Origin of the sequence: Curtobacterium sp. MCJR17_020, assembly GCF_003234365.2 — a bacterium.
In the GTDB taxonomy this organism is placed as follows: domain Bacteria; phylum Actinomycetota; class Actinomycetes; order Actinomycetales; family Microbacteriaceae; genus Curtobacterium.
In genome coordinates this window covers 2,598,764-2,612,905 of sequence record NZ_CP126260.1, presented here as the reverse complement: position 1 = coordinate 2,612,905, position 14,142 = coordinate 2,598,764, and the positions used below count along the sequence as shown (strand labels likewise).

Sequence of the window (14,142 nt, the reverse complement as noted above, 5' to 3'; positions counted from 1 at the left end):
CGATGGCGAGCGCGGCTGAGCCGGCGTCGCGCCGGGGGAGCGGCCCGGGGACCGGTCGGGGAACCGGTCGGTGGTTCGGCCGCGGGTCGGGCGGCGCTGGTGCGGCGTCTGGCCATGCCGGCCGCGTCTCAGCAGGCTCGGGCCGTGCTCCCGGTGGCGACCCGGTCGGCTTCGGTGACGGCGCGCCGTTCGGCGCCGACCCGTCGCGCAGCGTCCGCGCGTCGATCACGCAGGCGTCGGTGGAGCGTGCCTTCGCGATCCTGCTGGCGATGACCGCGGTCGGCCTCGGCGTCGTCGACACCCCGGCGGTCCTCGCCCAGCTGCCGTACCTCGATCCGTTCTGGGGCCCGGTCGTCGCGATCGCGCTCGGGGCGTCGTTCGTCCTGGTCGGGGTCTCGGCGTTCGTGCCGCGGGTGGCGCAGTTCGCGCAGATCCTGTGCGCCCTGCTCTTCCTGGTCGCGTTGACGACGTGGCCGCTCACGGTGCAGGACTCGATCCCGTCCACGCAGCAGCCGTGGCCGTGGTGGTTCTGCACCGTCGGCTCGACCGCGGCAGCCATGGGCTTCGCCACCTGGCGGGCCACGATCTACACCGCACTCGTACCGGCGATCTACGTCGTCCTCCGCCTCACCCCGGTCGGTGGCGACGCCGGGCTCGTCCGTGCGCTGCTCGACGGCGTGTACACGGCGCTGCTCAGCGGTGCGGTGCTCGTCATCGCCGTGGTCCTGCGCCGGGCCGCTTCGTCGGTCGACACGGCGCAGTCGACCGCGGTCCGCCGGTACTCGCTCGCCATCCGCGAGCACGCGGTCGAGGTGGAGCGCGTGCAGGTCGACGCGATCGTGCACGACAGTGTGCTGACGACGCTGCTCTCCGCCGCGCGGGCCGACACGCTCGAGGCGAAGACCCTCGCCGCGCGCATGGCACGGAACGCCATCGACCACCTCGAGGCCGCCGCGGCCGACGGTCCGGACGACGACACCCCCGTCGCGCTCGCCGACCTCCGCACCCGCATCGGCGAGGCGATCGGTGCCCTCGCGGCGCCCGTTCGGCTCGTCCCGGCGCCGGCCGGGTCGGTCCGGATGCCAGCGTCGGTCGCGGATGCCCTCGCGTCAGCAGCACTGCAGGCAGCCGTCAACAGCGTCCAGCACGCCGGTGGGCCCGACGTCGCCCGGTGGGTCCGCGTCGAGCAGCTCGACGACGGCGTGCACGTCGAGGTCGGTGACGACGGTCGCGGCTTCGACGTCGCGACGATCCCGTCCGAGCGACTCGGGGTGCGGCGGTCGATCATCGAGCGCGTCGCCGCCGTCGACGGCCGTGCCGAGGTGCACACCGCCCCGGGCGAGGGCACCCGCATCGAGCTGAGCTGGTCGCCGACCACGCCGTCCACGCCCACGACGACGGGAGCCGCAGCATGAGGGTCTCCCTGCCCGCGAGCATCGCGCTCGGCCTGGCGTCGCTGTTCTCCGTCTACCACCTGGTCCTCGCCGTCGCGTCACTGCAGCGCGTGCACGACGTCGGCCCCGTCATCGCCTGCATGGTCCTCTACGCCGCGGCCACCGGCACCGCGCTGTTCGTGCCCGGCAAGGTCCTGCCGGTCTGGACGGCGTGCTTCTCGCTCGCCACCGCGATCGTGATGCCGCTCGTCGCGGCGCCGGTCGTCGACCTGGCGAACGGTCCGGGGTCCGCCACGTGGTGGATCGCCGCCGTCGGCACGCTGATGGTCGTGCTCGTCGTGCGGGGACGCGGCCCGTTCGCCTGGGCCGGGGTCCTGTTCCTCGCCGTGTACACGGTCGCCTGGGCCGGTCTCGATGCGCTCGGCACACTCGGGGTGCTCGGCAGCGTGGCCTGGGTCGCGATCGCCACGGTGTTCGCCGTGGCCATGAACCGTGCCATCCGGAACACCCGCGAGCTCGTCCGTGCGGAGCAGGAGACCGCCGACTGGCAGGCGGCGCAGGACGCCCACGTCTTCGAGCGGCAGTTCCGCCTGAGCCAGACCACCCGGATGGCACTGCCGATGCTGCAGCGGATCATCGACTCGTGCGGTGACCTCGACGACGCGGACCGGGCCGAGTGCCTGCACCTCGAGCAGGCCATCCGCGACGAGATCCGCGGCCGCTCCCTGCTGTCCGAGGACGTCCGCGACGAGGTCATGCGCCTGCGCCGCCGGGGCGCGACGGTGCAGCTGCACGACGACGGCGGTCTCGACGAGCTCGAGGTCGACGACGTCCGCCGCATCCACGCCCGCATCGCCGAGGCGCTCCGCCAGGCCCGCGAGGCCGACAACGTCATCGTCCGCACCGTCAGCGAGGGCTCCGACTCCGCGGTCACGGTCGTCGGGCTCAAGCTCGACACGGCCGCGAGCGAGTCCGCCGCCCTCGGAGCGGGCATGGAGGACGACGACGGCGACGAGGACGACTCCGTGGCCCTCTGGCTCGAGATCCCGCGGCACGAGCCCGCCTGAGGCGCGCTGCGCCTGCTCGAGCTCGCGCCCGGTGCGTGCGCGTCGTCCGACGAACCACGAGGTGATCGACACGTGGAATGTCGCGACATGCGCACGCATGCGGTGCGTGCGCATCATCCGACGGACCACGAAATGATCGACGCGTGGAGTGTCGCGAAAGTGGCGCGCGCGGCAGTGGGCGTGGGGCGCGGCCGCACCGTGGTCGCGCCGGGCTGGCACCGACGGCTGACGCGACCATTCCGACAACGCACGAGTCGTTCGACGCGTGGAGTGTCGCGAACGGGGTGCGCATGCGAACGCCCCGGAAACGGGGAACGGGCCGGTCGTATCCGACCGGCCCGTTCACGACCCGAGGCTGAGCGACAACCCGAATGTCGCCCTGCCTCGCAGCGGGCGGTGGCGTCGTACCCTAGTCGGCCACCGACCTGCGATGTTCTTCGTTGAAGGACACCGAACACCAGTAACTATGCCAACCCACAACCCCGGTGTCAGTCGTCATTATGGGGGACAAATTCGGCATTTCCGGCCCTCTTGGGCGATTCGTGTCCCCCGTGCGAGGGGATACCGACCGGGAAGTGCAGCCTGCAACGGCAACCGACACGGTGACACCAGGGGTACAGCGAGGTCAGATGGTCAGCGGAGCGATCGGCTCCAGGCGCCGGGGCCGTGGTCGAGCGGACGACGCAGACCGCGGGCCGACGCCTGCCACCCGGTCCGCGGCTCGTCGACGACCTCGGCGCGCCCGGCCGCCGCGGCTTCGTCGGCCTGGCGCTGCAGCACGGCCACGACCGCTGCGAGCTCCTCGGGGGTGGCCTCACCGGAGACCACCCGGACGTCGGCCACCGAGGCGGGCTCGTCCGAGGGGACCGGAGCTGCGTGACGACCCATCAGTGCGCACCCATCAGAGGGGGATGTTCCCGTGCTTCTTGGGCGGCAGCGTCGCACGCTTGCCGCGCAGGGCACGCAGGGCCTTGATGACCGAGACGCGGGTGGCGTGCGGCTGGATGATGCCGTCGAGCTCACCGCGCTCGGCCGCCAGGTACGGCGACGCGACGTTGTAGGTGTACTCGTTCGCGAGCTTCGTGCGGACCGCTGCGACGTCCTCGCCGGACTCCTCGGCGCGCTTGATCTCGGCGCGGTACAGGATGTTGACGGCGCCCTGACCGCCCATGACGGCGATCTCGGCGGTCGGCCAGGCCAGGTTGATGTCCGCGCCGAGCTGCTTCGACCCCATCACGATGTACGCGCCGCCGTAGGCCTTGCGCGTGATGACGGTGACGAGCGGGACGGTGGCCTCGGCGTAGGCGTACAGCAGCTTCGCGCCGCGCCGGATGACCCCGGTCCACTCCTGGTCGGTGCCGGGCAGGTAGCCGGGCACGTCGACCAGGGTCAGGATCGGGATGCCGAACGCGTCGCAGAACCGCACGAAGCGGGCTGCCTTCTCGCCGGCGTCGATGTTCAGCGTGCCGGCCATGGTCTGCGGCTGGTTCGCGATGATGCCGACGGTGCGGCCCTCGACCCGGCCGAAGCCGATCAGGATGTTCGGCGCGAACAGCGGCTGGACCTCGAGGAACTCGCCGTCGTCGACGACGTGCTCGATGATCGTCGTGACGTCGTACGGCTGGTTCGTCGAGTCCGGGATCACGACGTCGAGCTCGTGGTCGGCGTCGGTGGTCTCGAGCTCGGGGGCGACGTCGTAGGCGGGGGCGTCGGACAGGTTGTTGTCCGGCAGGAACCCGATGAGCGAGCGGGCGTAGTCGAGCGCGTCGGTCTCGTCCTCGGCCAGGTAGTGGGCCACGCCGGAGACGGCGTTGTGCGTCTGTGCGCCGCCGAGCTCCTCGAAGCCGACGTCCTCGCCGGTGACGGTCTTGATGACGTCGGGGCCGGTGACGAACATGTGGCTGGTCTTGTCGACCATGATCACGAAGTCGGTGAGGGCGGGGGAGTACACCGCACCGCCGGCCGCCGGGCCCATGATGATCGACAGCTGCGGGATGACGCCGGACGCCTGGGTGTTGAGGCGGAAGATCTCGCCGTACTTGCCGAGCGCGACCACGCCCTCCTGGATCCGGGCCCCGCCGGAGTCGAGGATGCCGATGATCGGCACGCCCGTCTTCAGCGCGTGCTGCATCACCTTGATGATCTTCTCGCCGGCGACCTCGCCGAGCGAGCCGCCGAAGACGGTGAAGTCCTGCGCGTACACGGCGACGTTGCGGCCGTGGATCGTGCCGACGCCGGTGACGACCGCGTCGCCGTAGGGGCGCTTGGCGTCCATGCCGAACGAGGTGGTGCGGTGGCGGACGAACTCGTCGAACTCCACGAAGGAGTTCTCGTCGAGCAGCTGCTCGATGCGTTCGCGCGCGGTGCCCTTGCCCTTGGCGTGCTGCTTGGCGATCGCGGACTCGCCCGCGGCGGTCACGGCCTCGTGGTACCGCTCGCGGAGGTCGGCCAGCCGGCCTGCCGTCGTCGAGAGATCGGGGGTGTCTCCTGAAGTCACCCGCTCACCCTACCGGCGGCGAGGTCGGGGCCGGTTGGAGGACCCCCACGGTTCCTGCCCGTACATTTGCGTGCATGTCCACATCCCCGTCGTCGTCGTTCCCCGCCACCAGCGAAGCGGTCCGGTCGACGGGCGCGACCCTCACCGTCCCCGACGAGACCGGCTCGACCAACGCCGACCTGCTCGCCGTGGCAGCCGAGCAGCAGCACGGCAGCGTGGTCGCGACGCTCCACCAGACCGCGGGCCGAGGACGCCTCGACCGCACGTGGAGCGCACCGGCGGGCGAGGCGCTGGCCGCGAGCCTGCTCGTGCGCGCCGACCTCGCCGACCACGACCGCGGCTGGCTGCCCCTGGTCGCCGGCGCCGCCATGCGTGACGCGATCGCACGGGTGCTGCCCGACGTCGCCGACGTCGCCGTCAAGTGGCCGAACGACGTCCAGGTCGCGGGCGACAAGGTGTGCGGCATCCTCTGCCAGGTCGCCTCCGACGGCAGCATCGTGGTCGGCGCCGGCGTGAACCTCACGATCCCCGCCGACCGCCTGCCGACCCCGACGTCGACGTCGCTGCTCGTGGCGGGCGCGGTCGACGACGCCCCCGCGTTGGCCGACGCGGTCCTGTCCGCCTTCCGGGCAGCCGTCCTGGAGGCCGTGGCCGGCCTGGTCGCCGGTGGTCCCGCCGCCGAGTCGGTCCGGTCCCACGTCCGCGCCACGTGCGGCACGATCGGTCGCCGCATCCGCCTCGAGCTGCCCGACGGCACCGTGGAGGAGGCCGACGCCACCGGCATCGACGACGAGGGCCGCATCACGATCCGGGATCGAGCGGGTGACTCCAGGGGCGTCGCCGTGGGGGACGTCACCCACCTGCGGTATGCATGACGGCATGACCGCCGAGCCGCCGCCCGAACGCGTCGTCGCTCGCCTGCGACCGCACGCTCGTCGGCTCGTGCGCCCGGCGGTGTTCGTCGTGCTGGTCATGGTCGCCGGCGGGTTCGGGTTCGGCGTGTTCCAGGCGCAGCTGGCGTGGCTGAACGCCGTCGTCGCCGGACTCGTCGTGGTGCTCGTGGTGTTCGGCGGCGCCGTACCGCTGTTCCGCTGGATGTCCGAGCGGTACGTCGTCACGACCCGGCGGCTCGTCGTCGTGCACGGGCTCGGCACCCGGACCCGGCAGGAGCTCCTGCACTCCCGCGGGTACGACGTGACGGTGCGCCGGCGCGGGCTCCAGGGCGTGTTCCGCTCCGGTGACGTCCTGGTGTTCCCGGGCGACGACCCCGCCGTGGTGCTCGCGGATGTCCCGCACGCCGACCTCGTGGTGGCCGTCCTGCACGACCTGGTCGAGGCGTACGAGGCCCGGCGACGCCACCGCGAGCCGGACTGGGACGAGATCGTCGGCGGCCCGGACCGACCGCCGTGGGGCGACGTCCGCGCCTGACGCCGCCGCGACACCCTGGGCACCGCGGTGCTGGAACTCCCACGAGAAACCGGTACCTTCTTCGTCGTGCGTATCTCTGTCATCGGCTGCGGGTACCTCGGTGCCGTGCACGCCGCCTCCATGGCCAAGCTCGGACACGAGGTCGTCGCCGTCGACGTCGACCCGACCAAGATCGAGCGGCTCGCTGCCGGCGAAGCCCCCTTCTTCGAACCCGGGCTCCCGGAGATCCTGACCGAGGCCCTCGCCTCCGGCCGGATCCGCTTCACCACCGACATGGCCGAGGTCGCCGGTGCCCGCGTGCACTTCCTCGCCGTCGGCACGCCGCAGAGCCCGACCGGTGCCGCGGACATGACCTACGTGAACGCCGCCGTCGCCGCACTCACCCCGTACCTGTCCGCCGGCGAGTTCGTCGTCGGCAAGTCGACCGTCCCGGTCGGCACCGCCGCACGCCTCGCCGCCGAGGTGTCCGAGGCCGTGCCTGGCGCGACACTCGTCTGGAACCCCGAGTTCCTGCGTGAGGGCTTCGCCGTGCAGGACACCATCAGCCCGGACCGCTTCGTCTACGGTGTGCCGGACGGTGACGCCGGGCAGGCCGCCGTCGACGCCCTCGACGAGGTCTACGCCGAGGCGCTCGCGTCCGGCACACCCCGGCTCGTCGTCAACCTGCCCACCGCCGAGCTCGTCAAGATCAGCGCGAACGCGTTCCTCGCCACGAAGATCTCGTTCATCAACTCGATGGCCGAGATCGCCGAGGTCGCCGGCGCCGACGTCACCGCGCTCGCCGACGCCATCGGCCACGACGCCCGCATCGGCCGCAAGTTCCTCAACGCCGGCCTCGGCTTCGGCGGAGGCTGCCTGCCCAAGGACATCCGGGCGTTCCAGGCCCGGGCGAACGAGCTCGGCGTCGGGGAGTCCCTGGCGTTCCTGGCCGACGTCGACGCCACGAACCTGCGCCGTCGTGCGCACGTCGTCGAGCTGGCGCAGGAGCTGCTCGGCGGGGTCGTCAGCGGCAAGCGCGTCGCGGTCCTCGGTCTGGCCTTCAAGCCGAACTCGGACGACGTCCGTGACTCGCCGGCCCTCGACATCGCTGCCCGACTGCACGAGCTCGGTGCCACGGTGTCCGCCTACGACCCCGAGGCCGTCGTCACCGCGCGTCGCGTGCACCCGGAGCTCGACTTCGTCGAGACGGCGGCGGACGCGCTGTCGGGTGCCGACCTGGTCCTGGTGCTGACCGAGTGGACCGAGTTCCGCGAGCTCGACGCGACCACGGTGGCGTCCCTGGTGTCGAGCCCGGTCGTCATCGACGGCCGCAACTGCCTCGACCGCGACGCCTGGACCGCCGCCGGCTTCACGTACCGCGGCATGGGGCGCTGACGCCGATCGTCGCGGAGCGGCTCCGGCGGCTGTCCTCTGGCGTGCTGCGTCCCGCTGGACGACTCCGCGGGCGCGACTGGGCGACCCCCGTCGTGCTCGCCGCCACCCTGCTCGTCCTGACGGCCTCGGTGGCGCGGACGTTCTCGTCGATGCCGCTCGCGAGCGTCGACGAGTCGGCCCACGTCGACTACGTCCTGCGGGTCTGGCACGGCCAGCTGCCGGTCCTGTCCGACGGCATCCGGTTCCGTCCGGGCTTCGGCGGGACACCGCCCGTCCAGTGGGTCGCACAGCACCCGCCGCTCTACTACCTGCTGCTCGCCCCGGTGATGGGCCCGCTCGTCGACGCCGGGCACCCGGTGCAGGCCGTGGTGCTCGGCCGTCTGGCGAACGCCGTGTTCGTCGCCGCGATCGTGCCGGTCGCCGCGTGGGCTGCGGCCCGGTGCTTCCCCGGGGTCGTGCGGCTCCCGGGCACCGTGGCCGTCGTCACCGCGTCGACGAGCGTCCTCGTGGTGCAGGGCGGTGTCGTGTACAACGACTCGCTCGCAGCGTTGACCTGTGCGCTGGCGTGTGGCGTCTCGGGTGCAGCGCTCCGGTCCGGCGTGGGACCGGGACTCGCCGTCGGGGGAGCGCTCGTGGCGGCGGCCGGCACGACCACCCGCCTGTCGTTCGCCCTGTGGCTCGTGGCGATCGTCGTCGCGTTCGCACTGGCCCGCACCGTCCGGTTCGGGCGGCTCCGCGGCGTCTGGGCCCGCGTCGTCGTCGCGGCGGTCCCGGTGCTCGCCGCAGCAGCAGCCTCCGGGTGGTTCTGGCTGCGGAACCAGGCCCTGACGGGCTCGTTCAGCGGCCGGCCGACCGCCTGGCCCGGGTACACCCCGCGGCCGCACTACTCCGAGGCCGAGGTCGTCTCGATGCTCGGCTTCTGGCGGCAGCTCTTCGCCCTGTACCGCGGCTCGTTGCCGATCGCGAGCCCGCTGCCGTGGGTGCTGCTGCTCATCCCGGTGCTGTTGTTCGTCGCGGCCCTCGTGCTGCGGCGACTGCGCCCCTGGGCACCCGCCGACGACGACCGGTGGCCGCGCCGCCTCGTCGTCGCGATGCTCGTCGTGGTCACGCTGCTGTTCGTCGTCGTCGAGATCCGTTACACCGCGGGGGGTGGCGCACCGCTCAACCGGTACACGCTCACGGTGCTGCTGCCGATCGTGTTCGCGATGGCCGCGGGCTTCCTCGCCTGGCGTCGTGCGACGACGTGGCTCGTGCTGGTCTGGGGTGCCGTGGCCGTCGTGCCGACGTGGTCGCTCGTCCGGTTCGAGGGCTCCGAGCTCGTCGGGCATTCCGGCGCCGTCGTCGTGGTCGCGTTCGCAGCGGCGGTCGTCTGCGCCGCCGGGATGCTGGTGGCCTACGCGACGGCCGCGCGCAGCACCGCTCGGTAGCGCTCGCCGATCCGTTCGGTGGAGAACTCCGCCGCCGACACCACGGCCTGCTCCTGGTAGCGCGCCCGTGCGGCGTCGTCGGTGAGCACGCGCTGCAGGGCTGTCCGGAGCGCGGGGACGTCACCGGGGGGCACGAGGACCCCGGACACGTCGTCCTGCACGACGTCGCGGATGCCGGGCAGGTCGCTCGCGACGATCGCGGCACCGACGGCGGCGGCCTCGAGCAGGGTGACGGGCAGTCCCTCTTGGTCGCCGTTCGCCGCGGGGATCGACGGCACCGCCACGACGGTGGCCGCAGCCAGGGTCTCGAGCACCTCGGAGCGCCCGCGCTGGCCCAGGAACGTCACGGGAAGTCCGGCGGCCTGCTGCTCGAGCTGTGCTCGGTAGGGGCCGTCGCCGACGACGGTGAGTCGCCACGGCACGTCGTCGCCGAGTCCCCGCAGCGCCTCGATCAGGTTGCCGAAGCCCTTCTTCTCGACGAGCCGGCCGACCGCCACGACGTGGTGCTCCTGCGCGGGGACGCGGGCGCGGGTGTCACGGGCCGGGCCGAGGTCGACGCCCATCGGGATCACGGTCGACCGGGCCTCGGGCACGCCCCACTCGGTCAGGCGGTCGCGCATCTCGGAGTTCACCGTGGTCACGTGGGCCGAGCGGCCGAACACCCAGCGCTTCAGGCGGACCAGGGGAGCGGCACGGAGGGCGTAGATGTCCCCGCCGTGCGTCGTGACGACGATGGGGACGCCCGGGGCCGCCAGCGTCGCGACGAGCGCCTGCGGGATCGCCCAGTGCGCGTGGATGACGTCGGGCTTCGCGGAGCGGACCACGCGGCGGATCGCGAACCACTGCGCGAGCACCAGGGCCGGCACCTGCACGATCCGCGACCGGCGTTCCTTGAGGTTGTCGAGGATCGCGCCGTCGGCCAGGTCCTCGAACGCCTTCGGGAAGTACGGGAACCGCCGGACGCCGACGTCGCCGATGCGTTCGGTGGTGGCACCGCCCGGGACCCGCGGCGTGAGCACCATCGTGTCGAACTCGAGCGCCTCTTGGTGCGCGAGGTCGAGGACGAACGCCGGCACGCCGTCGTCCGGACGGGCCGGGAACGTCGAGCCGAGGACGAGCAGGCGGGGACGGGCGGAGGGGGTGGGGCGGGACATCGTGCCTTTCCGGGGTCGCGGGGGGACGGTCCGGTAGGCTCTCCACCCGTGCGCGTTCTGATCCACAATAGCGATTCGCCCCACAACCGCGGGGACCGGGCGATCCTCGCCGGCAACGTCGAGCTGGTCCGCAGGCGGTGGCCGGACGCCGAGATCGTCTCCCTGTCGCAGTACCCCGAGCGGGACGCCGCGTGGTTCGGGATCCGGTTCCTGCCGGTCTCGCCGTACAGCACCGGCATCGGCGACCTGTTCGCCCTGCTGCGTGCCGCGCGCAGCGCCGACGTCGTCCTGTGGGGCGGCGGCGAGATCCTGAAGGACTACACGAACAAGCTCGGTCTCGTGTACTGGTTCGGCAAGATGCTGCTCGTCCGCGCGGTGAACAAGAACCTGATCGGCGCCTTCCAGGGCATCGGCCCGACCACCGCCGGCGTCAGCAAGCGCCTGATCCGCGCCACCATCGACCTGTGCCGCTCGTTCGCCGTCCGCGACGACGAGTCCCGCGAGAAGCTCCTCGCGTGGGGCGTCCGCACGCCGATCGTGTCGTCGTTCGACCCGGCCGTCGTCGGTACCGTCACCACACCCGACGCCGACGTGCTCGAACGGCTCGAGCGCACCACCGGCCTGACCGCCGAGCGCCTCGAGGGCTCGATCGGCTTCGGCGTCCGCCGCTGGTTCCACTACAAGCGCAGCGGCTGGATCCCGTTCCGCTTCCTGCCGAAGCGCTTCCGGCAGACCGGCGTCGACAGCGACAAGCTCGTCACCTACCGCCAGGCCGTCGCCGACCTGGCCGACCGCGTCATCGACCGCTGGGACGCCGACGTCGTGTTCTACCCGATGCACATGGAGGCCTCGGAGGGCGACGCCGCCTTCGCCCGCGAGGTCATCGCCCTCATGCGGCACGCCGACCGCACCCACGTGGTCGAGGCCGACGAGTTCTCGCCGTCCGAGTACGCGGGCCTGATGTCCCGCAGTCGCCTGTTCCTGGCGAGCCGCCTGCACTCCGCCATCGTCGCGACCATCGCCGGCGTCCCCGCCGCGGTGCTCTACTACGTCGACAAGGGCCGGCTGTTCTTCGAGCAGATGGGCCAGCAGGAGTTCTCGAAGCCGATCGAGGCAGCACTCGAGCCGACGTTCGTCGACGACGTGACGGCGCAGCTGGAGCGGCTCGACGCCGACCGCGACGCGGTCCGCGCGCAGCTCGCCGAGGGCGTGGCCCGGATGGCGACCGCGCTCGACGCCGACTTCGCCGAGGCGACCCGCGACGTCCGCTGACACCAGCGGCTCGCGATCGTGAGCCGGTGAGGGACGGGAGGCCCGTGGCGACACCGCCACGGGCCTCCCGGTCCGTCATCCGCACGCGTTCAGGGCGTGACGCGCGTCACTCGGTCTTGGCCGCGAAGCGCTTCAGGTACGTGATGTTGTTCCGGTAGACGTCCTGGTCGCCGGGGAGCACCCCGCTGGACGCCCACTGCCAGAACGTCCACTTCGACCAGCTCCGCCCGAGCGTGCCCGGCGTGGTGAAGTCCTTGACCGGGTAGATCGCGACGAACAGCGGGTTCTTCGAGAACTGGTTGCTGTTGTTCGTGCAGCGCTTCCACCAGTCGGTGGTCGTGTAGATCGCGGGGTAGCGGTGGATCTTCTTGTAGACGGTGTTCGAGAAGTCCTTGATCCAGCTGCGCATCTGGCCCCAGGTCTTGCCGTAGCAGGTGCCCTGGGCTGCGCTGCCGTACTCGATGTCGAGCAGGGGCGGCAGGGTCTTGCCGTCCTTGCTCCACTGCCCGCCGTGCGCGAAGAAGTAGTTCGCCGTCGCGGCGCCGCTCGCCTGGCTCGGCTGCGCGTACACGTAGCCGCCGCGGTACAGGTTCCGCTGCTTGGCGGTGGCGTACTGCTGCTTGTAGGTCGAGCTGACGTACGAGGTGCCCTCGGTCGCCTTGACGTAGGCGAACCGGGCGCCGTTGCGGTACGCCTGCAGGAAGTTGACGCTCGGCTGCCAGGCGCTGATGTCGAAGCCCTGGACGCGTCCCGGTGGTGGGCCGGACGCGGTGGCGGCGGAGGAGGTGCTCAGCGACTGGGCGCTCACGCCACCGGCGGCGCTGTCTGGCGCGGTGACCGTGACGTGTGATGCACCGGCGTGGGCGGCGATGCCGGCCCCCATGGTGTGGTTGCCGGTACGGTCCATCTCGGCGATGGAGAGCTGGTCAGCCGCGGGTGCCGCGGGAGCCGCCGGTGCAGCAGCTGCAGTGGGGGCGGGGGTCGCCGCCGCTGTCGTCGTCGCAGTCGGTGCCGGTGTGGCCGGGGCGGTCTCGGCGACCGCCGTTCCGCTGCCGAAGGTGATGGCCCCGGCGACGGCGGCAGCGGTGCCGAGTCCGAGGATCTTGGTGATCGGTGCGCGCATGTGGTCTCGTCTTCCCTGTCGAGATGCCGTGGGCCCCTGATCACCCACGCCGCGGTCCGAGCGATGCTACCTGGCGAGCGACCGTGCTGTCCGCCACGCGCAGGGCGTCAGCGCGCGGTGCGGCTGCTCGCGTCGGTGGCGGCGTCGTCGCTCTCGACCTCGGGCAGGCGACCGCGGTGCGAGACCTCGGCCGTGGCGTGCTTCTGCCGGCGGTTCATGAAGTTGCGCTCGACGAGCCACCAGAAGCCGATGCAGATGCCGATCACGACCGGGATCACGACGAACACCATCATCAGGAACTGGTACTTCGGGTACAGGCCGAGGGGCAGGAGCAGCAGGTTGCCGAGGCCCAGCAGCGGGCTGTGGAACAGGTAGATCGAGTACGACACCAGACCGGCGAGCACGAACGGCTTCCAGGCGAAGAAGCGGGCGAGCCAGGTGTGGTTGCCGGTGACCGCCTGGCGTCCCATCCAGGTGAGCAGGATGCCGGCGAGGATGCCGGTGACGACCTCGGACGGCCAGGTCTGGTGCTGCCAGTAGTCACGGTTGCGGAAGAACACGAGCAGGGTCCCGAGGGCCATCGCGCCGACGAACGCGCCGCTCGCCCACCGCGGGCCACCGAGTTTCGAGCGCTCGCGGACCACGCCGGACAGGTGCTCGTCGCGGGCCTTCACGGTCAGTTCGGCGGCGAGCATCCCCACCGCGAACAGGCCGACGAACCACGGGTGCATGAACGAGTAACGGCTCTCGGCACCCATCCACATGCCGATCAGGACCAGGCTCGACGCCGTCGCCCACCCGCCGAAGACCCGCCACAGCGGCAGGATCAGGAGCGGCATCAGGAAGTAGATCTGCCACTCGACCGCGACCGTCCACATCGGGCCGTTGATCTTGCCGATGTACTGCGGGAAGAAGTCGTGCACCAGGAAGAAGTGCGTCAGGAACGTGCCCCAGCCCATCGGCAGCTTCGTGTCCCACTGCGTCCCGCCGGGCTGACCGAGCACGGGGACGAACAGGATCAGCAGGGCGAACAGCACGAGCGACGCCCAGTACGGCGGGATGATGCGTCGGGCGCGACGCCAGACGAACTTCCAGAACCCGCCGGGCAGACGGTAGCGGTCGAACCGGGTCAGCACGGGCAGCATGAGCACGTAGCCGGACAGCACGATGAAGAGCGGGACCCCGAGGTAGCCCCAGCCGATGATCGGGCGCAGCCAGGGCAGCTCGGTCGGGCCGGTGCCGGTCGTCCCGGTGAAGAGGTACGCGTGGTAGAAGACCACCGCGAGTGCGGCCAGCCCCCGGAGTCCGTCCAGGTAGGGGAACTCGAGACGGCCGCCGGCGCGGGGCGCGGGGGCAGCGGAGTCGGCTGCGGGTACTGCGGCGCGGGTTTCGGTGGCCAACGATCG

12 protein-coding genes are annotated in these 14,142 nt (G+C 71.9%); 7 read left to right on the top strand and 5 right to left on the bottom strand.

The genetic code is table 11. From position 1 onward, the window contains the following. The first annotated feature begins 2 nt into the window (after window positions 1–2). The gene (locus DEJ14_RS12245) at window positions 3–1,415 is read left to right on the top strand and encodes a sensor histidine kinase (protein WP_111086607.1); all 1,413 of its coding nucleotides are present in this window, start codon (window positions 3–5) and stop codon (window positions 1,413–1,415) included. Continuing rightward, window positions 1,412–2,461 (top strand): DUF8320 family protein, encoded by a 1,050-nt coding sequence (locus DEJ14_RS12240; protein ID WP_111086606.1) that lies wholly within the window; start codon window positions 1,412–1,414, stop codon window positions 2,459–2,461. The genes DEJ14_RS12245 and DEJ14_RS12240 overlap by 4 nt, the downstream gene beginning before the upstream one ends. 633 nt (window positions 2,462–3,094) lie before the next feature. Here DEJ14_RS12240 and DEJ14_RS12235 read toward each other — a convergent pair. Both DEJ14_RS12235 and DEJ14_RS12230 read right to left on the bottom strand, forming a co-directional pair. Next, window positions 3,095–3,349 carry an acyl-CoA carboxylase subunit epsilon gene (locus DEJ14_RS12235; protein WP_111086605.1) on the bottom strand — a complete coding sequence of 85 codons (255 nt, stop codon included), beginning with the start codon at window positions 3,347–3,349 and terminating at the stop codon, window positions 3,095–3,097. A 13-nt stretch (window positions 3,350–3,362) separates the two neighbouring features. Beyond that, a complete protein-coding gene (locus DEJ14_RS12230) occupies window positions 3,363–4,958 on the bottom strand; it encodes an acyl-CoA carboxylase subunit beta (protein WP_111086604.1) in 1,596 nt (531 codons plus the stop codon). Between the two features lie 74 nt (window positions 4,959–5,032). On the opposite strand from DEJ14_RS12230, the gene DEJ14_RS12225 reads away from it, so the two are divergent. The 4 genes from DEJ14_RS12225 to DEJ14_RS12210 all read left to right on the top strand — a co-directional run bounded on the left by DEJ14_RS12225 (window position 5,033) and on the right by DEJ14_RS12210 (window position 9,187). Continuing rightward, a complete protein-coding gene (locus tag DEJ14_RS12225; protein WP_111086603.1) occupies window positions 5,033–5,833 on the top strand; it encodes a biotin--[acetyl-CoA-carboxylase] ligase in 801 nt (266 codons plus the stop codon). A gap of 4 nt (window positions 5,834–5,837) precedes the next feature. Further along, complete coding sequence (locus tag DEJ14_RS12220) at window positions 5,838–6,386, top strand: PH domain-containing protein (RefSeq protein ID WP_159573018.1); 549 nt, start codon at window positions 5,838–5,840, stop codon at window positions 6,384–6,386. Window positions 6,387–6,452: 66 nt separating this feature from the next. Further along, window positions 6,453–7,760, top strand: a complete 1,308-nt coding sequence (locus tag DEJ14_RS12215; protein ID WP_111086601.1) for a UDP-glucose dehydrogenase family protein — start codon at window positions 6,453–6,455, stop codon at window positions 7,758–7,760. A 41-nt stretch (window positions 7,761–7,801) separates the two neighbouring features. Beyond that, on the top strand, window positions 7,802–9,187 hold the full coding sequence (locus DEJ14_RS12210; protein ID WP_111086600.1) for a hypothetical protein: 1,386 nt from the start codon (window positions 7,802–7,804) through the stop codon (window positions 9,185–9,187). Here the strand turns inward: DEJ14_RS12210 and DEJ14_RS12205 are convergent. Then, window positions 9,154–10,341: a glycosyltransferase gene (locus tag DEJ14_RS12205; RefSeq protein WP_111086599.1), complete on the bottom strand. Its 1,188-nt coding sequence runs from the start codon at window positions 10,339–10,341 to the stop codon at window positions 9,154–9,156. The genes DEJ14_RS12210 and DEJ14_RS12205 overlap by 34 nt on opposite strands. A gap of 48 nt (window positions 10,342–10,389) precedes the next feature. On the opposite strand from DEJ14_RS12205, the gene DEJ14_RS12200 reads away from it, so the two are divergent. After that, complete coding sequence (locus DEJ14_RS12200; RefSeq protein WP_111086018.1) at window positions 10,390–11,613, top strand: polysaccharide pyruvyl transferase family protein; 1,224 nt, start codon at window positions 10,390–10,392, stop codon at window positions 11,611–11,613. 106 nt (window positions 11,614–11,719) lie between these two features. Here the strand turns inward: DEJ14_RS12200 and DEJ14_RS12195 are convergent, their stop codons facing one another. Next, window positions 11,720–12,736, bottom strand: coding sequence for a GH25 family lysozyme (locus tag DEJ14_RS12195; RefSeq protein ID WP_111086017.1), 1,017 nt, complete (start codon window positions 12,734–12,736; stop codon window positions 11,720–11,722). 107 nt (window positions 12,737–12,843) lie between these two features. Continuing rightward, window positions 12,844–14,136: an acyltransferase family protein gene (locus DEJ14_RS12190; RefSeq protein ID WP_165918799.1), complete on the bottom strand. Its 1,293-nt coding sequence runs from the start codon at window positions 14,134–14,136 to the stop codon at window positions 12,844–12,846. Between the last annotated feature and the right edge of the window lie 6 nt (window positions 14,137–14,142).

Excerpts from the sequence above, each read along its gene's own strand:
- DEJ14_RS12195 (WP_111086017.1), bottom strand. The coding sequence starts at position 12,736 with ATGCGCGCACCGATCACCAAGATCCTCGGACTCGGCACCGCTGCCGCC.
- DEJ14_RS12205 (WP_111086599.1), bottom strand. The coding sequence starts at position 10,341 with ATGTCCCGCCCCACCCCCTCCGCCCGTCCCCGCCTGCTCGTCCTCGGC.
- DEJ14_RS12220 (WP_159573018.1), top strand. The coding sequence starts at position 5,838 with ATGACCGCCGAGCCGCCGCCCGAACGCGTCGTCGCTCGCCTGCGACCG.
- DEJ14_RS12240 (WP_111086606.1), top strand. The coding sequence starts at position 1,412 with ATGAGGGTCTCCCTGCCCGCGAGCATCGCGCTCGGCCTGGCGTCGCTG.
- DEJ14_RS12225 (WP_111086603.1), top strand. The coding sequence starts at position 5,033 with ATGTCCACATCCCCGTCGTCGTCGTTCCCCGCCACCAGCGAAGCGGTC.
- DEJ14_RS12245 (WP_111086607.1), top strand. The coding sequence starts at position 3 with ATGGCGAGCGCGGCTGAGCCGGCGTCGCGCCGGGGGAGCGGCCCGGGG.
- DEJ14_RS12235 (WP_111086605.1), bottom strand. The coding sequence starts at position 3,349 with ATGGGTCGTCACGCAGCTCCGGTCCCCTCGGACGAGCCCGCCTCGGTG.